The following is a 21,424-nucleotide window of genomic DNA, read 5'->3' on the forward strand; positions in this document are numbered from 1 at the left end:
GCTCCGCGATGGCGGCTGGCGCGCGTTCGAACGCGCGCCGGCGCCGGTCCGACACGTTGCTAACCCAGGTACGTACGGTAACGCGAGACGTGCACGCGGCGCTCGGCGGCGGGTTCGCAGCCATCGCCGCTCGCCCGCAATGCGGTGCTCGCGGTGAAACGCTGCACGGGCGCGAGCCGCACGCTGCCGCCCACGTTCGCAGCGGCGCTGCGTGTGACCACGCCATTCGTGCTGCGCGTCGTGGTTTGCGTGCCAGCTTCGGTGGCCGATTCAGTGGCCGCTTCCGTGACCCCATCCGTCGCCGCCTGCCCGAGCGTTTCGGCTGCGTGCGTGGCGAGCGCTTCCGGCACGTCGGCGCATTCGCGCTCGACCCATTGGCGAGCCCAGTCGAATGCGAAATTGCGCGCGCTATCGGCGTCTTCGAACGGCGGCCCGATCAGGCCCGAACGTTCGAGACGCTTGCCTTCCTTGAGGATTTCCACGGCCGCGCGATACATGTTGTTGCGCGACGTTTCCACGCTCAAATGCATGGCGTAGCCGCCCCATTCCGCGATCTGCGTGGCTTCGACGATGGCGTTGGTCCAGAGCGGACCGGTGTCGCCGTCGAGGCTCTCGTCGTAACCGGCGTCGAACGACGCGGCATCGGCGGGCACAGCGCGCGTGACGGGCGCGGCGGGCATCGCAGCAGCCTGCGCGGCAAGCGGCGCGCTCACACGCGCGGCCGTGACGCTCGAATCCGCCTGCGGCGGCACGCGGCCAGAACCCAGGCTCGAACCCTGCGCGCGCGGACGCGCCTGCACGGGCTGCGCCACACGCGCCTGGTGGCTGCGCGTTTGCGTTTGCGACTGCGCGCTCATGAGCGCTTCATCGAGACGCGCGAGCTGGCGCGTCATGCTCTCGATCGGATTGGCCAGCGGCGTGTCGGCGACCGAGGCAGGCGCCTGCCAGGCCTCGGGGCTTTTCCAGTAGACGGCGGGCAGGCCGTCGTCTTCGACCGCCTCCTCGACCGCAACCGCCACGGGCTGCACGGCAGGCGCATCCTGCACGGCCGGTTGAGCCGGCACGGGCTCGGGCACGTAGACGAACTGACGCCCGCGCTGCGCGAGCAGTGCGACGAGTTCGCCGAGCGTGCCGCTCACGTGCCATTCCTCGAAACGGCGGCGGCAAGTCGGTCCAGACGGATAGCGTGCGGGCAGACGCGACCAGGACTCGCCTGTCGTCAGGATCCACAGCACGGCATTGGCAACCACACGCGGCTCGGCGCGGGGGCGGCCGCGCCGGTTGAGCCGAATAGGCGGTTCATCGGATACGAGCGAAGACACCAACATCCACTCGTCATCGCTCAGTTCATCGAAATTCATGCTTTTCTCCACGCAGCCGGACCGGGGCTGCAGTGACTGAGCCGTCGCTCGCGAATCTTTGCTGTTCGCGTTGACGTGCTCGGTTGCACCAAATGTTTATATGTCATGTCCGTTTGCGTCACCGACTGCACGAAGGCAGTGCGCGTGTTCACGGTATTGACGCAAAGAACGTGGTCTCACTCGTGCAAGGGAGAATTTGTGCAGGAAGCATACCACCTGAAACCAGCTAATGAGGAGGCCCGTAATAAGTGTTACGGTTAGAAACAAAGTATCGCTTTGTGCGGCGAATTGAAGCCTCGCAGCGCGCTGCAAATGCCCTGTTTTTTCTGCCATTACACGCAATTTCGCGCCTCATCCGCGCATCGCATGCGTGCCCTGTTGACTGAATTCGTTCTCGATTGGCTTCGTGTACCAATGCATTAATTCAATTTGAATCAAATTCAATGAAATCGAATTAAATCGAATTGCAATGCATCGTTACCCGCTTTTCTCTTTTCGATGTTGTGCCTGCAACAAATGACATGGCGATGAAAGCCATGCGCCTCGCGGGTTGCACCTGCGTACATCATGCCGCACACATCGCAGCGATAGGCTCATCACCCTGACGCCGACGCGGCGGCCCATGCCCGACGAATGCGCGGTTCGTATCCACGCTCCACGATCACACCGCGCGGCCACACTCAAAAAGCCCTCAAACGAATCCGTCTATAGTACGAAGGCCACGAACATCCAGGAGATCGAGGTATGCAAACATCAGCACCGCGCATTGCCGGCTCGCACCGGCCGCTTCGACTGCATCGACTGCTGATTCCCGCCACCGTGGCCGCCGCCGCCCTGCTCGCGCCGTGGAGCGCGGCGCAGGCACAGCTCGGCAATCTGCTCAATCAAGGCGGCACGAGCGGCTCGACTTCGGGCGCGCTCAGCAACCTCAGCGGCGCGCTGTCCGGCTCGTCGGTGACGTCGAGCAGCCTCGGCAACGTCACGGGCATCCTGCAGTACTGCATCAAGAACAATTACCTGAACGCCGACGCCGCCAGCAACGTGAAAGACTCGCTGCTCAGCAAGCTGCCCGGCGGCGCGTCCACGACCGATAGCGGCTATCAGCAAGGCAGCAACGGCATTCTCACGACGGGCAACGGGCAGAAGCTCGACCTCTCGGCCAACGGCCTCAAGGAAGCCGCCACGAAGCAGGTTTGCGACAAGATCCTGAGCCAGGCGAAGTCGATGCTCTGATGCCGGACGGCCGCGCTCATTTGCACGCACGAACGCGGCCGCGATCACAGAAAAATTCGGCAGAACAATCCGGCTGAAAAATCCGGCTGAAAAATCCGGCAGAAAAATTCGCTGCAAAACCTTCGCTTCAAGAATGTGCGGCGCGGCGCAGAAGTGCGCAATTAGTGTGCCGCGACGTATCGAAACACTTGAACACCCGACCGGTTTGGGTGTCGAATGAGTTCGAACGGTCTTCACGCGTCTTGATCTCATGCCATGAATCCGCGTCGCGCTGCCCTCGCCCCTTTGCTGTCGTGGTTCGCGTTCGTCTGCGCGTTATGCGCGGGACTCGGCGCACTTATCGTGCCGCACTCCGCCAGGGCGCAGCCGCAAGACGAGCAGTTCGACTGCAAGTCGAATCCCCACGAATTTATTGCATCGCTGATTGAAGAAAAGTCGATCGAGGCGCAGCCGAGCCGCGTGGAAGCCAATTCGGTCAACGCATTCCGTCCGGTGCATGGAACCCGTTTGAGCGCCTTTGGCTTTCCCATTTACGTGGTGATCGGCTATGCGCGCGACGACGATTTATTCCGTCGCGGCGCCGGTAAGGAAATTGCCGCGCCGCTTTATGGCGTGGTGGTGTCGGCGCCCGCGGAATCGGTACGCACACGGGTAAAAGAAGCCAATAGCGACGCCACCGTGCATTCAGTCGTGCCGCTAATGCTCACCGCCATCGTCTGTGGCGGCTGACTAAAAAACTTTCCTGAATGAAAGGAAAATGGCCGCGTGCATTTCAACATGCACGCGGCCATTGCCGATTCACGCCGCACTCGTGCCGAAAGCGCGAGGCGTCGATACGCGAATTGAATCAGTGAATCAGCCCGAGAAAAATGCCAATGCGCCCAGCACCACGCCCACCGCGCCCACGCCCAGCGAGCCACGCAGCAGCCATTTACTGCGCGTGAGCAGCGTAATCGCCGTCAACGCGATGGAAATCTGGATCAGCGTGGTCGCCTGCGCCCAGCGATGATGACCATGCAGCAGCTTCTCGCTGCGCACATCGTCGTCCTCGACCTGCTTTTCCAGCGCCTCGGCCTTCGCGCGGATCGGCTCCTTTTGCTGGCGATAACGATCCGCGTCGGCAGCAAAACGACGCTGCGCATCGCCCGAATTCGGCGCGAGCGCGGACAGCGACGCGCCCAGCTCGGCGAGATTCTGCTTCTCGCCCTTCGCCTGGTAATAGGCCCACTGATTCGCGGCCTCGGTCTTGTGTATCGCCGCTTCGTTCTTGTAATAGAGCGCGAGGTTTTCGCTATTGCCGCTCTGGTACGCGAGAATCGCGCCGATCGACGCAAGAATCGCGGTCATGACCGCCATGCGGCTCGAAAACGGATCGCGGCCGCCTTCGCCGTGGCTTGCGTGGCCGCCGTGTCCATGACCGGCGGCCGCATGCTCGACCGCGTGATCGTGCGGTCCATGCACTTCATACTCTTCAGACATCCAACGACTCTCCGGTGTGACTGGCTGCATGTGTTGTGTCCCGCACTCAAACGCGCGGGAGGCTAAATTATCGTGAGCGCGCAGCGCTTGTCCAGTATTCGAATTGCATGTCACACCGAGAAAGAGAAACGCATCATTTCGAAAGCTATCTGCAAGATTAATCGTCTATCAATAGACGATGCTTTTCGCATGCTGCAGCGCGTTTAATGCGCATGCCGTTTGCTAACGTGGCTTGCGCGCTTTGCTCGGGCATTTTTTTCCGCGCTGCCACATCTCCCTTTATCGATTGAGTGGAATCGGATTGCGTTGGGCGCAGCGGCCTCGCCGCGCGGCCCGGAGCACGCCATGCCCGCACACGCCGCCGCCGACTCGCTCGGCAGCCTGATCGACGCGATTTACGATGCGGGGCTCGACGCGCGCCGCTGGCCGGCGCTGTTCGCGCGCATCGCGCGGCGCATCGGCGCCACGCACGTGAATCTGAGCGTGCTCGCGGCGCACGAGGCGCTGCCGCTCGACGACTGGGGCGGCATCGAGCGCGGTTTTGCGCGGCGCTACGCGCAGCACTATGGCGCGCTCGATCCGCTGGTGCCGCAGGCGCGCCGCTGGCCCGCCGGCACGCTCGTGACCGACACGATGATCCGCCCGCAAGCGGCGCACGCGCGCAGCGAGTTCGTGCAGGACTGGGTGCGCCCGCAGCGCATTCATACGGTCGCGTTCGCCAACGTGATGCGCGAGGACGGCGTGGCGGCGATACTCGGCGCGCTGCGCCAGACGCCGCGTTATTACGACGACGATGAACTCGATCTGCTGCGCGCGCTGCTGCCGCATCTGCGCAACGCGATCCGCGTGCAACGGCGCATGGCGCTAAGCGCGCAAGCCGACCCGCTCGCGGCGCTCGACGCCTTCGACGCGCTCGACAGCCTCGCGCAATGCGTGCTGATCGCCGACCGCGACGCCCACGTGGTCTTCGCCAACCGCGCGGCGAGCGCGCTGCTCGCGCAGCCGCACGGTCTGCGCGAGGAACGCCAGGGACTCTGCGCCCCGACGCTCGACGCCACGCAACGGCTGCGCGCGATGATCGCGCGCGCCTCGGCCGGCGAAACCGGCACGCGCGCGGGCGGCGCGATGCTAATCGAACGCACGGCGCGCGAAGCGCCTTTACAAGTGCTGATCGCGCCATTGGGCACGCATCGCGCGATCGAGGGCGCCACGACCGCCACGACCGTCTCGCGGCGCGGCACGGCCATGCTCGTGATCACCGACCCGCTGGCCGCGCGGCGCGGCGTGGAGCAGCGCCTGATCGCCCTCTTCGGGCTCACGCCCGCCGAGGCGCGCGTGGCGGGCGAAGTCGGCAAGGGGCAGGAACCGCGTGACATCGCGGCGACGCTACAGATCATGCCGTCGACCGTGCGCACGCATCTGCATCACGTGTTCGCGAAAACCGCCACGCGGCGTCAAGCCGATCTCATGCGCCTGCTCGAACAGATCGCCATGACGCGCAGCGATTGAGCAGAACGATTGAGCCCTTGAAAAGCAGCGTAAAAATGAAATCGGCCCGCGCAATTGCCGCTCGAAAGCAGCGGATTGCGCGGGCCGTGTAGCGGTGAATCCGGCTAGAGAGCGATTAATTAACCGCCGAGATAGGCACGCTTGATATCGTCGTTCGCGAGCAGATTGTCGGCGCTGTCCGCCAGCACCACGCGGCCGGTTTCGAGCACGTAGCCGCGGTCGGCCACATGCAGTGCCTTGTTCGCGTTCTGCTCGACGAGGAACACCGTCACGCCTTCCTCGCGAATCGCGCGGATGATGTCGAAGATCTGCGCGATCACGAGCGGCGCGAGGCCGAGCGTCGGTTCGTCGAGCAGCAGCAGACGCGGCTTGCTCATCAGCGCGCGGCCGATCGCGAGCATCTGCTGCTCGCCGCCCGACATCGTGCCCGCCCGCTGCTTCGCACGCTGATTCAGGCGCGGAAACAGCTTGAAGACGTGCTCGATGCCCGCTTCGATCTCGTGCTGTTTCGCGAAGAAGCCGCCCATCTGCAGGTTTTCGAGCACCGTGAGGCTCGGAAACACGCGACGGCCTTCCGGCGAAATCGCCATGCCCTTGCGCATGATGTCATGCGTGGGCAGATGCGTGATGTCTTCGCCTTCGAACGTCACGCGGCCCGACGAGGCGCGCGGCGTGCCGCACACGGTCATCATCAGCGTGGTCTTGCCGGCGCCGTTGCTGCCGATCAGCGTGACGATCTCGCCCTTGTTCACTTCGATCGACACGCCCGCCAGCGCTTCCACCGCGCCATAGTGGGTATGGACCTGTTCCAGCTTCAGCATCAGTCCTCTCCGAGATACGCCTTGATCACGCGCGGGTCGTTGCGCACTTCATCGGGTTTGCCGATCATGATCGGCTTGCCGTGCTCCATCACCAGAATGCGATCCGACACGCCCATCACGAGGCTCATGTCGTGTTCGATCAGGAGTACGGAGATTCCGAACTCGTTGCGCAAGCCGTCGACCATCTGCTGCAACTCGATCTTTTCCTGCGGATTGAGACCGGCAGCCGGTTCGTCGAGCATCAGGAGACGCGGATCGGTAATCATGCAGCGCGCGATTTCGAGCCGGCGCTGATGACCGTACGACAGCGTGCCCGCCTCGCGATTGGCCACGTTTTTCAGGCCCACGCGATCGAGCCAGTACGCGGCGCGTTCGAGCGCGGCGCGCTCGGCGCGGCGATACGCGGGCGTCGTGAACAGGCCGCTCAGCATGTTGCGGTTGACCTTCAGGTGCTGCGCGACCATCAGGTTTTCGAGCACCGTCAACTGCTTGAACAGGCGGATGTTCTGGAACGTGCGCACGAGGCCGCGGCGCGCGACCATGTGGCTCGGCTGGCCCGTGATGGCGTGGCCGTCGAGCACGATATCGCCGGCTGTGGGCTTGTAGAAGCCGCCGACGCAGTTGAACACCGTGGTCTTGCCCGCACCGTTCGGCCCGATGATGGCGAACACTTCGTTCGGCCGCACATCGAAGGCGATGCCGTCGACGGCCAGCAGACCGCCGAAGCGCATCTGCAGGCCCGCTACTTTCAACAAGGTTTCTGCGCTCATTGCGGCAACTCCACATGCGGACGGCTGGCGGGCAACAGGCCCTGCGGACGCCACATCATCATCAGCACCATCACCAGACCGAAAATCAGCATGCGATATTCGGCAAAGCCGCGCGCCACTTCCGGCAGTGCCGTGAGCAGGATCGCCGCGAGCACCACGCCCAGTTGCGAGCCCATGCCGCCCAGCACGACCACGGCGAGAATCAGCGCCGACTCGATGAAGGTGAACGACTCGGGCGTGACGAGACCCTGGCGCGCCGCGAAGAATGCGCCCGCGAGACCCGCGAACGACGCGCCCAGCGTGAACGCCGAGAGCTTGATGCGCGTGGGGTTCAGACCGAGCGAGCGGCACGCGATTTCATCTTCGCGCAGCGCCTCCCACGCGCGGCCCATCGGCATGCGCAGCAGGCGGCTCGTGACGAACAGCGTGAACGCGACCAGCACCAGCGCGAGCAGGTACAGGAAGATCACCATATGCTCGCCGCTGTACTCGATGCCGATCAGGTCGTTGAAGGTCTTCGCGCCGTCCACGCTCGCGTGGCGCGCGAGTTCGAAACCGAACACCGTGGGCTTCGGAATGCCCGAGATGCCGTCCGGGCCGCCCGTGATGCTCGTGAGATTGTTGAGCAGCAGGCGGATGATTTCGCCGAAGCCGAGCGTGACGATCGCGAGATAGTCGCCGCGCAGACGCAGCACCGGAAAGCCGAGCACGAAACCGAACGTGGCCGAGGCCAGCGCCGCGAGCGGCAGGCATTCCCAGAACGTGAAGCCGAAGTACTGGTTGAGCAGCGCATACGTATAGCCGCCCACCGCGTAGAAACCCACGTAACCGAGATCGAGCAGGCCCGCGAAACCCACCACGATATTCAGGCCGAGGCCGAGAATCACGTAAATGAGCGCGAGCGTCGCGACGTCGATCGAACCGCGCGAACCCATGAACGGGAACACGGCGCCGAACGCGAGCAGCACCCAGATCGCCACGCGCTGCTGGCGCGCGCCGAGCGCGGGCGCCTTGGGCAGACGCACGCTGCTCGTCGCGCGCTGGAACAGCGGCTTGACGAGCTGGAACACGAACACCACGGCGGCGGCGATCCACACCGGACGCCAGTGTTGCTGCAGCACGACCTGGTAGCCGTCGAGCGTCAATTGCAGGCCGAGAATCGGCGCGGTCAGGATGATGGTCGCGACCGCGGCGGCGAACGCGCCCTTCACCGTCTCCGACGACGACTGGCCGTGCGCGCGATTGGCGGCCGCGCGAACCGGAACAGATTGGCTCATATCGACCTCACACCTTTTCGACGTCCGGCTTGCCGAGCAAACCGGTGGGACGGAACAGCAACACGAGCACGAGCAGGCCGAAGGCCACGACGTCCTTGTATTCGGACGGCATGTAGCCCGCCGCGAAGGTTTCCGCGAGACCGAGCAGCACGCCGCCGAGCATCGCGCCCGGAATGCTGCCGATGCCGCCGAGCACCGCCGCCGTGAACGCCTTGATGCCCGCGATGAAACCGATATACGGATTGAGCTTGCCGATCGTCAGACCGATCAGCACGCCGCCGACCGCCGCGAGCATCGCGCCGAGCACGAACGTGAACGAGATCACGCGGTTCGTGTCGATGCCGAGCAGGTTCGCCATCTTCATGTCTTCCGCGCAGGCGCGGCACGCGCGACCCATGCGCGAACGCGAGATGAACAGCGTGAGCGCGATCATCAGCACGAGCGTCACGCCGACGATCAGCATGCGCGCGTACGGAATCGTCACGTCGAAGCTGCCGCCCATGTGGAAATCGAGCGCGCCGGAAATGAGTTCCGGCACCGACACGTCGCGCGCGCCCTGCCCGATCTGCACGTAGTTCTGCAGGAAGATGGACATGCCGATCGCCGAGATCAGCGGCACGAGACGCGGCCCGCCGCGCAACGGCCGATACGCCACGCGCTCGACCGCGAAACCGTAAAGCCCGGTGACCAGCACCGAGACGATGAGCGCCGCGCCCAACACGAGCGGCAGCGGATAACCCGCCGAGGTGCCGATGGCCGTGAGCGTGACGAGGCCCACATAGGCGCCGATCATGTAGATCTCGCCGTGAGCGAAGTTGATCATGCCGATGATGCCGTAGACCATCGTGTAGCCGATGGCGATCAGTGCATAGATCGCACCCAGCGTGAGCCCGTTGACGAGCTGCTGGGTGAACTGAGGAAGAAAATCATTCATGCGTAAGCCCCGCGGCCATGAAGCCGATGAGAGACCTTTAAGAGACTCTTGAAACCGTGTCGATCCGTCTGCTGATGCGCATCGTTGGAAAACGCCCCGCCCGCCGCGACGGCGAACGGGGCGTTGCGATGCGCGGCGAGGATCAGTTCGCGGCGGTCTTCGTGGCGTCCTTGTGCCACGTGTAGACGACGAAGCGGAACGACTTCAGGTCGCCCTGCGCGTCGTACTCGACCTTGCCGATCGGCGTGTTGAACGCGTTCTTGTGCAGGTAGGCCGCGACCTTGGTCGGGTCCGTGCTCTTTGCACCCTTGATGCCGTCGGCGATCACTTCGACTGCCGCGTAAGCGGGCATCTGGAACGGACCGTTCGCGTCGCGCTTGGCGTCGGCGAAGGCCTTCACGAGCTTCGCGTTGGCCGGGTCGGCGGCGAAGTCGGCGGGCAGCGTGACGAGCATGCCTTCCGAAGCCGGGCCGGCGATCGCCGTCACGTCCTTGTTGCCCACGCCTTCGGGGCCCATGAACGTGGCCTTCACGCCCTGTTCACGCGACTGGCGCATGAGCAGGCCCATTTCCGGGTGGTAGCCGCCGAAGTAGACGAAGTCCACGCCTTGCGACTTGAGCTTCGTGACGACTGCCGAGTAGTCCGAATCACCGGCGTTGATGCCTTCGAACACGACGACCGGAATGTGCGCCTTGTCGAGCGCGGCCTTGACCGACGTGGCGATGCCCTGACCGTACGACTGCTTGTCGTGCAGGATCGCGACCTTCTTCGGCTTGACCTTGTCGATGATGTACGCAGCGGCTGCCGGACCTTGCTGGTCGTCGCGGCCGATGGTGCGGAAGATGAACTGGCGCTTCTTGCCTTCGGTCAGTTGCGGTGCGGTCGCCGACGGCGTGACCATCACGACGCCTTCGTTTTCGTAGATGTCCGAAGCGGGAATCGTCGAGCCCGAGCAGACGTGGCCAACCACGTACTGGATGTGCTGCGAGACGATCTTGTTCGCGACGGCGACGGCTTGCTTCGGCTCGCAGGCGTCGTCCATCAGGACGGCTTCGAGCTTGTTGCCGTTCACGCCGCCAGCGGCATTGATCTGTTCGATCGCGGTCAGGGCACCCGCCTTGACCATGTCGCCGTACTGGGCGACCGGGCCGCTGAACGGACCGGCGATAGCGATCTTCACGGTATCGGCTTGCGCGGATGCACCAAAGGCGAGCAGCGCGGCAGCCAGGGAAACTGAGGTGAGGCGGGACAACGTCATCAGGAGCTCCTCGATTGTTTTCGGGTCAACCGGTCAGACGGATGACCTGCGCAAACGAACAGCACCCCAATGGCGAGCATTGGAGAACGACAACGACGGGCCAGAAAAGAAAGACGCAACGGGGCCCGGCATATATCACCCGCTTTGTTGCGGTTGAGTTCGGAGAGACCGCGTGGATACGCGACTCTGTTGCGCAAGCGATCCGCCTGCCCCGTTCACTGCATTTCGCGCCGGGAAGGTGGTCCGGGCTCAATCAGCGACCCGCGGATGCTATCAATAAACCCTCCCACTCGCAAGCGAGGGTTTTTTCCGATATCTGGTAGGGGTATTGACTTGCGTCAATTGACGAAAATCATGGGGAACCGCTTGAAATCATTTGGAAAATGTCCGGCGGCCGAAGCGAGAAACCGCCTCACTGCGCGCTGAGACCCGGCTGGCGCGGCTTGGCGGATTTCACTTTCCGATCCGAAATAAAGTGGCTTGATTTTTCCTTTCGGAAACCGTGGCGATTCCCGGATCGAAACTATTTATCCGATCGGAAACACATTCCACCGGCGTCAAGCGATCGCAAATAAATCCCTATTCCTGCATGCAGGAAAACCCTAAATGCAAACTGCGCCAAGTCGTTGATTCGATTCACAAAACTTACACAAATATTTCAATCGAATCAGACGGCATCGTGTCGATCGCGTGAAAATGGGCGCGCATGCTCGGCACGGATATTTCCGATTGGAAATCGGGAAAACTTTCGGGTGCCTACGCATTTTTCTCGAAAATGCGCCGAAACCGTTGATGAAAATCAGCGGACATACCGTCGCATTGCCGCACCACTGCGCCGCCGCGTCGTTCCAGAGGCGCGAACTCCGGTGTATGCTCGCTGCCTCGCCGCCGGTCTTATGCACCAACGCGGCGCACGGCGTACGGGCATGACCGGGCACCACCGGGGACACCACAGGCGCCGCGCGCCACGCCGCGGCGAAGCCGCTTCAAGCGGCCCTACCCGTCCAGAACCGAACACTCGGGGGAGATCAAAGAGAATGAAGACCGTCAAGCTGGCCGCCCGCGCCGCCACCCTTACCCTGATCGCCAGCGCCGCCGCGCTCTCGCTCGCCTGCGGCGCCGCGCACGCGGCCGACACCGCCACCGTCGAAGTCCTCTCGATCGTCGAACATCCGGCGCTCGACGCGATCCGCGACGGCGTGCGCGACGAACTGAAGGCCGCCGGCTACGACGCCGGCAAGAACCTCAAGTGGGAATACCAGAGCGCGCAGGGCAACACCGGCACGGCCGCGCAGATCGCGCGCAAGTTCGTCGGCGACAACCCGAGCGCGATCGTCGCGATCGCGACGCCGTCGGCGCAAGCCGTGGTGGCCGCAACGAAGTCGGTGCCCGTGGTCTATTCGGGCGTGACCGATCCGGTCGCCGCGCAGCTCGTGAAGACGTGGTCGGCGAGCGGCACCAACGTGACCGGCGTGTCCGACAAGCTGCCGCTCGACAAGCAGGTCGCGCTCATCAAGCGCGTCGTGCCGAACGCGAAGACGGTCGGCATGGTCTACAACCCCGGCGAAGCAAATTCGGTCGTGGTCGTGAAGGAACTGAAGGCGCTGCTCGCGCAGCAAGGCATGACGCTCAAGGAAGCCGCCGCGCCGCGCACCGTAGACATCGGCTCGGCCGCCAAGAGCCTGATCGGCAAGGTCGACGTGATCTACACGAACACCGACAACAACGTCGTTTCGGCTTACGAAGCGCTCGTGAAAGTCGCCAACGACGCGAAGATCCCGCTCGTCGCGTCCGACACGGACAGCGTGAAGCGCGGCGCAATCGCGGCGCTCGGCATCGACTACAGCGACCTCGGCCATCAGACCGGCAAGGTCGTCGTGCGTATCCTGAAGGGCGAAAAGCCCGGCGCGATCGCTTCGGAAACCAGCAGCAAGCTGCAACTGTTCGTGAATCCGGCCGCCGCGCAGAAGCAAGGCGTGACGCTCTCGGCCGATCTGCTCAAGGACGCGACCTCGGTCGTGAAGTAAGGCCCAGGCACGCATGACGGATCGACGGCTGCGCATGTAGCACACGTTGCGCACGTAACGTTTCCCATCGGAAACGCCCGCGCGCCGTCGATCCCGCAAGGCCCGCCAGGCGCACCCGCGCCCCCGCGCACGCACCGGCGTGCGGCCTCACCCTGGCCGCGCGCCGGTGCGGCGACCGATCCGCCGCCGTCGCCACAATCGACGCGCCGGAGACCGCAACAGGATTCCCCATGTCCCTCTATTCGCTGCTGGGCGCGCTGGAGATCGGCCTGATCTTCAGTCTCGTCGCCCTCGGGGTGCTGATCTCGTTTCGCATCCTCAACTTTCCCGACCTGACCGTCGACGGCAGCTTTCCGCTCGGCGGCGCCGTCGCGGCCACGCTGATCGCAAGCGGCCACGATCCGTTTCTCGCCACCGTCTGCGCGATGCTCGCGGGCGCCGCCGCCGGTTTCGTCACGGGCTGGCTCAACGTGCGCCTGAAAATCATGGACCTGCTCGCCAGCATCCTGATGATGATCGCGCTCTACTCGATCAATCTGCGCGTGATGGGCGCGCCCAACGTGCCGCTCATCACCGAATCCACCGTCTTCACGATGATCCAGCCCGCGTGGCTGCCCGACTACGTGCTGCGCCCGCTCGCGCTGCTCGTGGTCGTGTGCGTCGCGAAGTTCGGCGTGGACTGGTTCTTCTCGTCGGAATACGGCCTTGCGTTGCGCGCGACCGGCGCGAATCCGCGCATGGCGCGCGCGCAGGGCATCGCCACCGGCCGCGCCACGCTCGCGGGCATGGCGCTGTCGAACGCGCTCGTCGCGCTCGCGGGTTCGCTGTTCGCGCAGACGCAAGGCGGCTCGGATATCTCGATGGGCATCGGCACCATCGTGATCGGCCTCGCGGCGGTGATCATCGGCGAAAGCATTCTGCCCGCGCGCCGTCTCATGCTCACGACGCTCGCCGCCGTGCTCGGCGCGATTCTCTATCGCTTCTTCATCGCGCTCGCGCTCAACAGCGACTTCATCGGCCTCAAGGCGCAGGATCTGAACCTCGTGACCGCCGTGCTCGTGACGATCGCGCTCGTGCTGCCCGCGACGCGCAAGAAGCTGTTTGGCCGCAAGAACGGGAGAGCCTGAGATGCTCAGCGCACAAGATCTTCGACTCACTTTCAATCCCGGCACGCCGATCGAAACACGCGCGCTGCGCGGGCTCACGCTGGAGATTCCGACCGGCCAGTTCGTGGCCGTGATCGGCTCGAACGGCGCGGGCAAATCGACCTTCCTGAATGCGATCAGCGGCGACCAGATGGTCGACGAAGGCACCCTCACGATCGACGGCCAGGACGTCACGAAGAAGCAGGCCTGGGACCGCGCGCATCTGGTCGCACGCGTGTTTCAGGACCCGATGGCGGGCACCTGCGAGGCGCTCACGATCGAGGAAAACATGGCGCTCGCGATGGCGCGTGGCAAGCGGCGCGGCTTCGGTTCGGCGCTGAAAAAGCAGGATCGCGAGCTGTTCCGCGACAAGCTGCGGCTGCTGAATCTGGGCCTCGAAAACCGCCTGACCGACCGCATCGGCCTGCTTTCGGGCGGCCAGCGCCAGGCCGTGAGCCTGCTGATGGCGTCGCTGCAGCCGTCGCGCATTCTGCTGCTCGACGAGCACACCGCCGCGCTCGATCCGAAGACCGCCGCGTTCGTGCTCGAACTCACGGCGCGCATCGTCGAAGAAGCGAAACTCACGACGATGATGGTCACGCACAGCATGCGCCAGGCGCTCGATTACGGTCAGCGCACCGTGATGCTGCATCAGGGCCAGGTGGTGCTCGACGTGTCCGGCGAGCAGCGCCGCGGCCTCGACGTGCCCGACCTGCTGCGCATGTTCGAGCAGACCCGCCACGAGCAGCTCGACGACGACGCCCTGCTGCTGGGCTGATCGTCGACGCGCGGCGCGATGCCATGTAAAAAGCCCGCTTTCTGCGAGGAAAGCGGGCTTTTTTACGCCCGAACGATTAATTCGGATATCGAATCAATCGAAAATCAAGCCGATTTCGCATACTTGAACGTACCTTGCGCGCTTGCGATCAGCAGCGTGTCGTCCACCCACGCTTCCGCGCGCGCGAAGAAAATCGAGCGGCCGCCGCGTTCGAGAAAACCCTTGGCGCGCACGAACTGGCCAAGGCCCTTGTCGAGATAGTTGGTGGTCAGCGAAAGTGTGAAGCCATGACGCTTGGGTGCGTCGAGTTCGGCGAACAGGCCCGCGTAGCCCGCGGCGGCGTCGAGCAGCGTGGCGATCGCGCCGCCTTGCAGCACGCCCTGGCGATTGAGCTTCGAGGCGTCGATCGGCATCAGCAGTTCGGCGTACCCTTCGCGCCAGGCCGCGACGCTCACGCCGAGCGTTTCGAGAAACGGATTGTCGACGGCGAATTGCGTCATGCGTGCTGTCCCCCCGGTGTTGTCGATGAAAGCGGCGTGGTTCGAAGCATCGTTGCCAAGCCGCGCCGCGCAGCCGATTATAGAACCCCGCGCCGCGCGTTGCAGCGTCGCATCCGCGACTGTTCCGGCAAAAAGCGCGCAACTGTACATGGTATTGTGCGCCGCGCCGGAGAACACTGTACGTTTCCCTTGCCGCCCGAGCGCGCGCATTTTTCCACTGTCCCAAAAGGAATCATCATGACCGACAACACGCGACCCACCGACTCCCTCACCCTGCAACGGGCGGCAGCGGCGGCCGCCGCCGCGTTGCCGGTCCCTTGCCCGGGCGTCGATCCGCTCACCGAGATCCTGCCCGACGAGCCGCTGCTCATGATGGGCGCAGGCCCCGTGCCGATCCCGGACGCCGTCGCGAAGGCCAACTCGGTCGTCATCAATCACCTCGGCGACACCATGGCGCGCGTCATCGACCAGGTGAAAACCATGGCGCGCTACGTGTTCCAGACGCGTTCGAACTGGGTGCTCGGCGTGGCCGGTCCCGGCTCGGCGGCCATGGAAATGGCGATCTCCAACCTCGCCTGGCCCGGCACGCGCGTGCTCTCCATCGTCAATGGCTTCTTTAGCGGCCGCATGGCGGAGATGGCGCGCCGCATCGGTGCCGACGTCACCACGCTCGACGTCGCCGACCGCGAGATCGCTTCGCTGGAAGCCGTCGCGCAGGCCATCGAGCGCACGCGTCCGGCCATCGTCACGATCGTGCACGGCGAGACCTCGAACACGGTCTGGAACCGCCAGCTCAAGGACATCGTGCAGATCGCCAAGGCGGCGGGCGCGCTCGTGGTGGTCGACGCCGTCTGCACGCTGAGCACGATGCCGCTGGAGATGGACGCGTGGGGCATCGACACAGTGATCACGGGCGGCCAGAAAGGTCTTTCGTCGATTCCCGGCGTCTCGCTGATCGCGTTCTCGGACGCCGCGTGGGAACGTGTGCGCACGCGCACCGCGCCGAACACGCACTGGTGTCTCGACGCCGTGCTCGCGGAGAACTTCTGGCACAAGGCGGGCTATCACTACACCGCGCCCGTGTCGGGCGTGCTCGCGCTGCACGAGGCGCTGCGGCTCGTCTGCACGGAAACGCTCGAAAAGCGTTTCGCGCGCCATCAGCGCTGCTCGCTCGCGCTGCAAAGCGGCGTGGCCGCGCTCGGTCTCGCGCTCTATACGCCCGAGCTTTGCCGCCTGAATTCCGTGGTCGGCATCGAACTGCCCGACGGGCTCACGCCGCGCGACGTGTGCAATCACATCTCGCAGCAGTATCAGGTGGAGATCGCCGGATCGTTCGGATTGCCAATCATCCGCATCGGACAGATGGGCGAGCAGTGCCGCGAACACCATCTGTTCCGCACCGTGCATGCGCTCGGCCGCACGATGCGCGATCTGGGCGCGATGGTGGATCTGCCTGCCGGCGTCGCGGCGCTTGAAGAGTCGCTTTCGGCGGCGGGCGCGCGGCGCTAATCGCCAGGCGCCAGGCGCACGCCGCGCGTCATATCACGTCATCACATCACGTCAAATCACGCCACTCACACGCGGCGCGCGCGCATGCAGATAAACGCGGGCGCGAGCATCAACTCCGCGTAGAGTCTGGGCGCAACGTCCTTCATCTCGGGCAGGGGCTTCGGTTCGGTCATGCGATCGACGCTCCAGCCCGTCTCGATCAGCGCGTTGACGATATCGGCGAGCGGACGGCGATACGCCTCCACATACGGCTTCGGTTCGCCGAAACCGCCCCAGTGCAGGCCGAAGCGCGTGGTCTCGAAGTACGCGCGGCCGCCGCGCGTGCGCGTGTCGATCCAGTCGCGCATCGGATGCGCCATCGAGAACACCAGTTGCGCGCCGGGCCGCGTGACGCGATGAAACTCCGCGAAAGTGGGCGCCAGATGCTCGACATAGTCGAGCGCGAGCGAGCAGACGATGCGGTCGAACTGCGCGTCGGCGAGCCAGGCGAGCGGCTGGCCGAGGTCGCCTTGCGCGATCTCCACCGCCATGCCCGCGCAGCGCACGCGCGCTAGCTCGACCATCGCGGGCGTGACGTCGAAGGCCTGCACGCGCGCGCCCTTGCCCGCGAGTTCCGCGCTGACGATGCCGGGGCCGCAGCCCGCGTCGAGCACCGCGAGTCCCGCCACGTCGCCGAGCAGAGCCTCGGTGGCCGGACGCTCGTAGAGCGCGTTGTGCGGTTTTTCGGGCGCCATCTGCGCGTAGCGGTCGGCGAACTGCGTGTAGTTGGCGCGGCCCGGCAGTTCGGGGGCGGCGGCGTTAGCCGGTTCGGACGGGTCGTTGTGCATGCTGGCGTGAACGGAAAAGCGAAACCGCCATTGTCCCGTGTTTCGTGCCTTCGACTCCAGTGCGATGCGCGTCCCGGTATCATCGCGCTCTTGCAACGCGGCCCGCGCCCGTTCATCATTTCATTTTGCTTTCACACGCGCCATCAAACGCACCATCAAACGCCTCCTCCAACGCGCCTGATTCCGACGATGTCCTCGCTTCCCGCCCTTTCTACCGCCCTCTCTTTTGACGCCGTGCTCTTCGATTGCGACGGCGTGCTGGTCGATTCCGAACGCATCACGCACGTCGTGCTGGTCCAGATGCTCGGCGAACTGGGCTGGACGCTCAGCGTCGACGATGCCATGCGCATCTTCGTCGGCAAGATGGTGAAGGACGAGGCCGATCGCATCGAAGCCCACACCGGCTATCGCATCACCGAAGACTGGCTCGTGGGCTTTCGCGCGCGCCGCAACGAAGCGCTCGCGCGCGACCTCGAAGAGATTCCGGGCGCGCCGGCCGCCGTGCGCGCCGTGCACGCGGCCTTCGACGGGCGCATCGCGGTGGCGTCGGGGGCGGATCGCCGCAAGGTCGAACTGCAACTGCGCAAGGTCGGGCTGCTCGACTGTTTCGACGGACATATCTATAGCGGCCACGAAACGCCGCGCAGCAAGCCGCATCCCGACGTCTATCTCGCGGCCGCCGCCGGGCTCGGCGTGGACCCGCGCCGCTGCGCCGTGATCGAAGACACGGTGACCGGCGCGCGCGCGGGCCTCGCGGCGGGCGCCACGGTAATCGGCTACAGCCCCGCCGAGCCGGGCCACAGCAGCGCCGAGGCGCTGCGCGCCGAAGGCGTCGCTCACGTCATCACCGACATGGCCGCGCTGCCCGCCCTGCTGCAAGGCTGGCCCGCACGCTAACTGCGCCGGACCCAACGCTACGCCCTAAACCCATCGCGCTCCGCTGCAAAGCAAGTAAGCGTGTGTGACAATCGCAACCCTGCCGCCAATCAGGAGACAACCGGCGGATCCAGCGTGGCGTACAGGTCACACGAACGCCACGCGAGCGCCACGCAGACGCCGGCTCGATTACTATCCGAGGATGGCGTCGTCAGCCGGAAAAAGATAGTTTGCTACCAAATCGCTTTGGGCTATCATCCCGCCGATGTCGAATCTTCACACCTTACGACTGGCCGTCAGCAGCACGCTCGTCCTCGCCGCGCGCAAATGGCGCCGCACGACGCATGGCGCGCTCACGGCCTATAACGTCTCCGAAGCCTGCGCTTCGCCGCTGCTGATCGCCGGCCGTCTGGGCGAAGGCGTACGCCAGGTCACGCTCGCCGAACACGTGGGCATCGAAGGCCCGTCGCTCGTGCGCCTGCTCGACCAGCTCTGCGCCGCCGGTCTCGCGCGCCGCGACGAAGACCCCGACGATCGCCGCGCGAAAACGATTTCGCTCACCGACGAAGGCCGCGCCGTCACCGCGCGGATCGAGGCTGATCTGCGCGATCTGCGGGCGCGCGTGCTCAAGGGCGTGAGCCGCGCCGACCTCGAAGCCACCTTGCGCGTGCTCAGCGCCTTCAACGCCCCGGACCCGGCCGAGGGCGCGCCCCGGACAGAAAGCTGAAAGCGGCCTCATGACCTACCCCTCACTTCGCGACTGGCTTTTCTCGGTCAAGACGTTCGCCGCGTCGATGCTCGCGCTCTATATCGCGCTGATCTTTCAGCTGCCGCGTCCGTACTGGGCGATGGCGAGCGTCTATATCGTCTCGAATCCGTTCGTCGGCGCGACGCGCTCGAAGGCGCTCTATCGCGCGCTCGGCACCGCGCTCGGCGCGGCCGCCGCCATCGCGCTCGTGCCGCCCTTCGTCGAAACGCCGCTGCTGTTCAGCGTGATCGTCGCGACCTGGACCGGCACGCTGCTCTATCTGGCGATCATGGACCGCACCGCGCGCAGCTACGTGTTCATGCTCGCGGGCTACACGATGCCGCTGATCGCGCTGCCCACCGTGACCGATCCGAGCACCGTGTTCGACGTCGCCATCGCGCGGACCGAGGAAATCACGCTCGGCATCATCTGCGCGAGCGTGGTGGGCAGCAACATCCTGCCGAGCCGCCTCGCGCCCACGCTGATCGAGCGCGCCGACGCCTGGTTCCGCGACGCCGCCTTCTACGGCCGCGAAACGCTCTCGGGCCACATCACGGGCAAGGCGTTGTCGGCCTGCCGCCAGCGCCTCGCGGCCACGGTCAATCAGCTCGAATTCCTGCTCAGCCAGCTGAGCTACGACCACACGCATCCTGAAGTGCTCGCGCGCGCGGAGAATCTGCGCGGCCGCATGCAGCTATTTCTGCCGATGATTTCGGCGCTCGCCGATCCGCTGCTCGCCTTGCGCCGCGATCTGCATACGTGGCCCGAAGGCCTCGACGCGCTGCTCGCCGACGCGGCCAAATGGTTCGATGCGCCGCTGCCCACGCGTGCCGCCGAGATGCGCGACGACGCCGGCGACCCCGTCGCGGACAGCCTGCACGCGCGCATCGCCGCCTTGCAGCCGGGCCACGACGCGCTCACGAGCTGGGAAGGCGCGCTGCTCTCGAACGCGCTCTGGCGTCTGGGCCAGGTCATCGACGTGTGGCAGGACTGCCGCTCGCTGCGTGCGCTGATCGCACACGAAGCAGGCACGTGGCGGCCGCGCTATCGCCACTGGCGTCTGGGCGGCACCGAGCGCTTCTACGACCGCGGCATGATGCTGATCTCGTGCGCCGTGCCGGTCAGCGCAATTCTCGTGGCCTGCTGGCTCTGGGTCAGTTCGGGCTGGCACGACGGCGCGGGCGCGGTGACGCTCGCGGCCGTGGCCTGCTGCTTCTTCGCCGCGCTCGACGAGCCCGCGCCGATGGTGTTCCGCTTCTTCGCCGCGACCGCCGCGAGCGTGGTGTTCGCGGGCCTCTATCTGTTCGTGGTGCTGCCGAAGGTGCACGACTTCCCGATGCTCGTGCTGCTGTTCGCGGGGCCGTTCATCCTGATCGGCACGTTGATTCCGCGCCCGCAATTCAATATGGTGACGATGCTCGTGGCCGTGAATACGGCCACCTTCATCAGCATTCAGAGCGCCTACGAGGCCGACTTCCTCGTGTTCCTCAACAGCAATATCGCGGGCGTCGCGGGCCTGCTGTTCGCCTACGTGTGGACGCGCGTGACGCGCCCGTTCGGCGCCGAACTCGCCGCGCGCCGCCTGCTGCGTTCGAGCTGGTCCGACGTGGCGCTCTCGGCGTCGGTCGCGCCGCTCGGCGATCAGCGCAATCTGGCTTCGCGCATGCTCGACCGTCTGATGCAGTTGCTGCCGCGTCTCGCGGCGTCCGACGAACACCGCCATCCGTCGATCGAGAGCTTCCGCGATCTGCGCATCGCGCTCAACGCGCTCGATCTGCGCCGTTCGCGCCGCAAGCTCGACGGCGACGTGCCCGCCGCCATCGACCGCGTGCTCGCGGGCGTCAGCGATCACTACTCGCGCTGCGCGCAAGCGAGCGCGCGCCAGGACGCGCCGCCCGCGCTGCTCGCCACCATCGACGACGCGCTGCACCGCGTCGCCACGCGCGGCATCGCGCAAGGTCTCGGCGACGCGCAGACCGAAAACGCCGCGCCGCCGCGCATGCGCGTCTCGCAGCGCTGGCTGCGCGACACGCTGCATGCGCTGGTCGGCCTGCGTCTGTCGCTCTATCCGACGCTGGTCGCCCAGCGTCCGAGCGGCGACACCTCGGGAGGCAAAGCGTGAGCGCGCAACCATTTTCTGTCTTTATCAAACCCGCACCATGATCGGCGAAATCGATATCTTCGGCGTGTTCGTGCCGGCCGTGCTCGTGCTGATGCTGATCGCGTACCTCATCAATGTCGTGATCGGCAAGATGCTCACGCGCGTCGGTTTTTACCGGCTCGTCTGGCATCGCTCTATCTTCGATCTCGGCATTTATGTGTTCGTCCTGGCTGCCGTCATCATCGTGTCGCATCGCTTCGTGAACTAACGT

At 65.2% G+C, this 21,424-nt stretch carries 20 protein-coding genes; 11 read left to right on the forward strand and 9 right to left on the reverse strand.

From position 1 onward, the window contains the following. Nucleotides 1–59: 59 nt before the first annotated feature. Nucleotides 60–1,361 carry a transposase gene (locus LDO54_RS09660; RefSeq protein ID WP_224009583.1) on the reverse strand — a complete coding sequence of 434 codons (1,302 nt, stop codon included), beginning with the start codon at nucleotides 1,359–1,361 and terminating at the stop codon, nucleotides 60–62. 744 nt (nucleotides 1,362–2,105) lie between these two features. Between LDO54_RS09660 and LDO54_RS09665 the strand changes: the two genes are divergently transcribed. Both LDO54_RS09665 and LDO54_RS09670 read left to right on the forward strand, forming a co-directional pair. After that, nucleotides 2,106–2,594 carry a DUF2501 domain-containing protein gene (locus LDO54_RS09665; RefSeq protein ID WP_224009585.1) on the forward strand — a complete coding sequence of 163 codons (489 nt, stop codon included), beginning with the start codon at nucleotides 2,106–2,108 and terminating at the stop codon, nucleotides 2,592–2,594. A 342-nt stretch (nucleotides 2,595–2,936) separates the two neighbouring features. Next, complete coding sequence (locus LDO54_RS09670) at nucleotides 2,937–3,323, forward strand: hypothetical protein (protein ID WP_224009587.1); 387 nt, start codon at nucleotides 2,937–2,939, stop codon at nucleotides 3,321–3,323. A gap of 126 nt (nucleotides 3,324–3,449) precedes the next feature. Here the strand turns inward: LDO54_RS09670 and LDO54_RS09675 are convergent, their stop codons facing one another. Then, nucleotides 3,450–4,073 carry a DUF4337 domain-containing protein gene (locus tag LDO54_RS09675; RefSeq protein ID WP_224009589.1) on the reverse strand — a complete coding sequence of 208 codons (624 nt, stop codon included), beginning with the start codon at nucleotides 4,071–4,073 and terminating at the stop codon, nucleotides 3,450–3,452. Nucleotides 4,074–4,418: 345 nt separating this feature from the next. On the opposite strand from LDO54_RS09675, the gene LDO54_RS09680 reads away from it, so the two are divergent. Then, nucleotides 4,419–5,582: a helix-turn-helix transcriptional regulator gene (locus tag LDO54_RS09680; RefSeq protein ID WP_224009591.1), complete on the forward strand. Its 1,164-nt coding sequence runs from the start codon at nucleotides 4,419–4,421 to the stop codon at nucleotides 5,580–5,582. A 119-nt stretch (nucleotides 5,583–5,701) separates the two neighbouring features. On the opposite strand, the gene LDO54_RS09685 is transcribed toward LDO54_RS09680, so the two are convergent. The 5 genes from LDO54_RS09685 to LDO54_RS09705 all read right to left on the reverse strand — a co-directional run bounded on the left by LDO54_RS09685 (nucleotide 5,702) and on the right by LDO54_RS09705 (nucleotide 10,642). After that, nucleotides 5,702–6,403 (reverse strand): ABC transporter ATP-binding protein, encoded by a 702-nt coding sequence (locus LDO54_RS09685; RefSeq protein WP_224009593.1) that lies wholly within the window; start codon nucleotides 6,401–6,403, stop codon nucleotides 5,702–5,704. Beyond that, nucleotides 6,403–7,173 (reverse strand): high-affinity branched-chain amino acid ABC transporter ATP-binding protein LivG, encoded by a 771-nt coding sequence (gene livG / locus LDO54_RS09690; RefSeq protein ID WP_224009594.1) that lies wholly within the window; start codon nucleotides 7,171–7,173, stop codon nucleotides 6,403–6,405. Before livG ends, LDO54_RS09685 begins: the two co-directional genes overlap by 1 nt. Beyond that, the gene (locus LDO54_RS09695; protein ID WP_224009596.1) at nucleotides 7,170–8,450 is read right to left on the reverse strand and encodes a high-affinity branched-chain amino acid ABC transporter permease LivM; all 1,281 of its coding nucleotides are present in this window, start codon (nucleotides 8,448–8,450) and stop codon (nucleotides 7,170–7,172) included. Before LDO54_RS09695 ends, livG begins: the two co-directional genes overlap by 4 nt. 7 nt (nucleotides 8,451–8,457) lie before the next feature. Next, a complete protein-coding gene (gene livH, locus LDO54_RS09700; RefSeq protein ID WP_224009598.1) occupies nucleotides 8,458–9,384 on the reverse strand; it encodes a high-affinity branched-chain amino acid ABC transporter permease LivH in 927 nt (308 codons plus the stop codon). A gap of 142 nt (nucleotides 9,385–9,526) precedes the next feature. Then, the gene (locus LDO54_RS09705) at nucleotides 9,527–10,642 is read right to left on the reverse strand and encodes a branched-chain amino acid ABC transporter substrate-binding protein (RefSeq protein ID WP_224009600.1); all 1,116 of its coding nucleotides are present in this window, start codon (nucleotides 10,640–10,642) and stop codon (nucleotides 9,527–9,529) included. 1,037 nt (nucleotides 10,643–11,679) lie between these two features. Here LDO54_RS09705 and LDO54_RS09710 point away from each other — a divergent pair. From LDO54_RS09710 to LDO54_RS09720, 3 genes are all read left to right on the forward strand, one after another. Next, a complete protein-coding gene (locus LDO54_RS09710) occupies nucleotides 11,680–12,669 on the forward strand; it encodes an ABC transporter substrate-binding protein (RefSeq protein ID WP_224009601.1) in 990 nt (329 codons plus the stop codon). A gap of 230 nt (nucleotides 12,670–12,899) precedes the next feature. Beyond that, nucleotides 12,900–13,796: an ABC transporter permease gene (locus LDO54_RS09715; RefSeq protein ID WP_224009603.1), complete on the forward strand. Its 897-nt coding sequence runs from the start codon at nucleotides 12,900–12,902 to the stop codon at nucleotides 13,794–13,796. Nucleotide 13,797: 1 nt separating this feature from the next. Next, nucleotides 13,798–14,592, forward strand: coding sequence for an ABC transporter ATP-binding protein (locus tag LDO54_RS09720; RefSeq protein ID WP_224009605.1), 795 nt, complete (start codon nucleotides 13,798–13,800; stop codon nucleotides 14,590–14,592). Between the two features lie 104 nt (nucleotides 14,593–14,696). On the opposite strand, the gene LDO54_RS09725 is transcribed toward LDO54_RS09720, so the two are convergent. Beyond that, the gene (locus tag LDO54_RS09725) at nucleotides 14,697–15,092 is read right to left on the reverse strand and encodes a PaaI family thioesterase (RefSeq protein WP_065065395.1); all 396 of its coding nucleotides are present in this window, start codon (nucleotides 15,090–15,092) and stop codon (nucleotides 14,697–14,699) included. Nucleotides 15,093–15,461: 369 nt separating this feature from the next. Between LDO54_RS09725 and LDO54_RS09730 the strand changes: the two genes are divergently transcribed. Continuing rightward, complete coding sequence (locus LDO54_RS09730; RefSeq protein ID WP_224009730.1) at nucleotides 15,462–16,601, forward strand: pyridoxal-phosphate-dependent aminotransferase family protein; 1,140 nt, start codon at nucleotides 15,462–15,464, stop codon at nucleotides 16,599–16,601. A gap of 65 nt (nucleotides 16,602–16,666) precedes the next feature. On the opposite strand, the gene LDO54_RS09735 is transcribed toward LDO54_RS09730, so the two are convergent. Then, nucleotides 16,667–17,428, reverse strand: a complete 762-nt coding sequence (locus LDO54_RS09735; protein WP_224009606.1) for a class I SAM-dependent methyltransferase — start codon at nucleotides 17,426–17,428, stop codon at nucleotides 16,667–16,669. 189 nt (nucleotides 17,429–17,617) lie between these two features. On the opposite strand from LDO54_RS09735, the gene LDO54_RS09740 reads away from it, so the two are divergent. The 4 genes from LDO54_RS09740 to LDO54_RS09755 all read left to right on the forward strand — a co-directional run bounded on the left by LDO54_RS09740 (nucleotide 17,618) and on the right by LDO54_RS09755 (nucleotide 21,421). Then, complete coding sequence (locus LDO54_RS09740; RefSeq protein WP_224009608.1) at nucleotides 17,618–18,325, forward strand: HAD family hydrolase; 708 nt, start codon at nucleotides 17,618–17,620, stop codon at nucleotides 18,323–18,325. Nucleotides 18,326–18,569: 244 nt separating this feature from the next. Continuing rightward, on the forward strand, nucleotides 18,570–19,031 hold the full coding sequence (locus LDO54_RS09745; protein WP_224009617.1) for a MarR family winged helix-turn-helix transcriptional regulator: 462 nt from the start codon (nucleotides 18,570–18,572) through the stop codon (nucleotides 19,029–19,031). A 10-nt stretch (nucleotides 19,032–19,041) separates the two neighbouring features. Then, nucleotides 19,042–21,174, forward strand: coding sequence for an FUSC family protein (locus LDO54_RS09750; protein WP_224009619.1), 2,133 nt, complete (start codon nucleotides 19,042–19,044; stop codon nucleotides 21,172–21,174). A 37-nt stretch (nucleotides 21,175–21,211) separates the two neighbouring features. Continuing rightward, the gene (locus tag LDO54_RS09755; RefSeq protein WP_224009621.1) at nucleotides 21,212–21,421 is read left to right on the forward strand and encodes a DUF1656 domain-containing protein; all 210 of its coding nucleotides are present in this window, start codon (nucleotides 21,212–21,214) and stop codon (nucleotides 21,419–21,421) included. Nucleotides 21,422–21,424: the final 3 nt, after the last annotated feature.

It is taken from the genome of Paraburkholderia tropica, from assembly GCF_914484835.1.
GTDB classification, from domain to species: Bacteria; Pseudomonadota; Gammaproteobacteria; order Burkholderiales; family Burkholderiaceae; genus Paraburkholderia; species Paraburkholderia tropica_A.

Coding starts and splice junctions, on each gene's coding strand:
- LDO54_RS09715 (WP_224009603.1), top strand. CDS start 12,900: ATGTCCCTCTATTCGCTGCTGGGCGCGCTGGAGATCGGCCTGATCTTC.
- LDO54_RS09730 (WP_224009730.1), top strand. CDS start 15,462: ATGATGGGCGCAGGCCCCGTGCCGATCCCGGACGCCGTCGCGAAGGCC.
- LDO54_RS09660 (WP_224009583.1), bottom strand. CDS start 1,361: ATGAATTTCGATGAACTGAGCGATGACGAGTGGATGTTGGTGTCTTCG.
- LDO54_RS09710 (WP_224009601.1), top strand. CDS start 11,680: ATGAAGACCGTCAAGCTGGCCGCCCGCGCCGCCACCCTTACCCTGATC.
- livH (WP_224009598.1), bottom strand. CDS start 9,384: ATGAATGATTTTCTTCCTCAGTTCACCCAGCAGCTCGTCAACGGGCTC.
- LDO54_RS09705 (WP_224009600.1), bottom strand. CDS start 10,642: ATGACGTTGTCCCGCCTCACCTCAGTTTCCCTGGCTGCCGCGCTGCTC.
- LDO54_RS09750 (WP_224009619.1), top strand. CDS start 19,042: ATGACCTACCCCTCACTTCGCGACTGGCTTTTCTCGGTCAAGACGTTC.
- livG (WP_224009594.1), bottom strand. CDS start 7,173: ATGAGCGCAGAAACCTTGTTGAAAGTAGCGGGCCTGCAGATGCGCTTC.
- LDO54_RS09680 (WP_224009591.1), top strand. CDS start 4,419: ATGCCCGCACACGCCGCCGCCGACTCGCTCGGCAGCCTGATCGACGCG.
- LDO54_RS09755 (WP_224009621.1), top strand. CDS start 21,212: ATGATCGGCGAAATCGATATCTTCGGCGTGTTCGTGCCGGCCGTGCTC.
- LDO54_RS09745 (WP_224009617.1), top strand. CDS start 18,570: ATGTCGAATCTTCACACCTTACGACTGGCCGTCAGCAGCACGCTCGTC.
- LDO54_RS09735 (WP_224009606.1), bottom strand. CDS start 17,428: ATGCACAACGACCCGTCCGAACCGGCTAACGCCGCCGCCCCCGAACTG.
- LDO54_RS09665 (WP_224009585.1), top strand. CDS start 2,106: ATGCAAACATCAGCACCGCGCATTGCCGGCTCGCACCGGCCGCTTCGA.
- LDO54_RS09695 (WP_224009596.1), bottom strand. CDS start 8,450: ATGAGCCAATCTGTTCCGGTTCGCGCGGCCGCCAATCGCGCGCACGGC.
- LDO54_RS09725 (WP_065065395.1), bottom strand. CDS start 15,092: ATGACGCAATTCGCCGTCGACAATCCGTTTCTCGAAACGCTCGGCGTG.
- LDO54_RS09740 (WP_224009608.1), top strand. CDS start 17,618: ATGTCCTCGCTTCCCGCCCTTTCTACCGCCCTCTCTTTTGACGCCGTG.
- LDO54_RS09675 (WP_224009589.1), bottom strand. CDS start 4,073: ATGTCTGAAGAGTATGAAGTGCATGGACCGCACGATCACGCGGTCGAG.
- LDO54_RS09685 (WP_224009593.1), bottom strand. CDS start 6,403: ATGCTGAAGCTGGAACAGGTCCATACCCACTATGGCGCGGTGGAAGCG.
- LDO54_RS09720 (WP_224009605.1), top strand. CDS start 13,798: ATGCTCAGCGCACAAGATCTTCGACTCACTTTCAATCCCGGCACGCCG.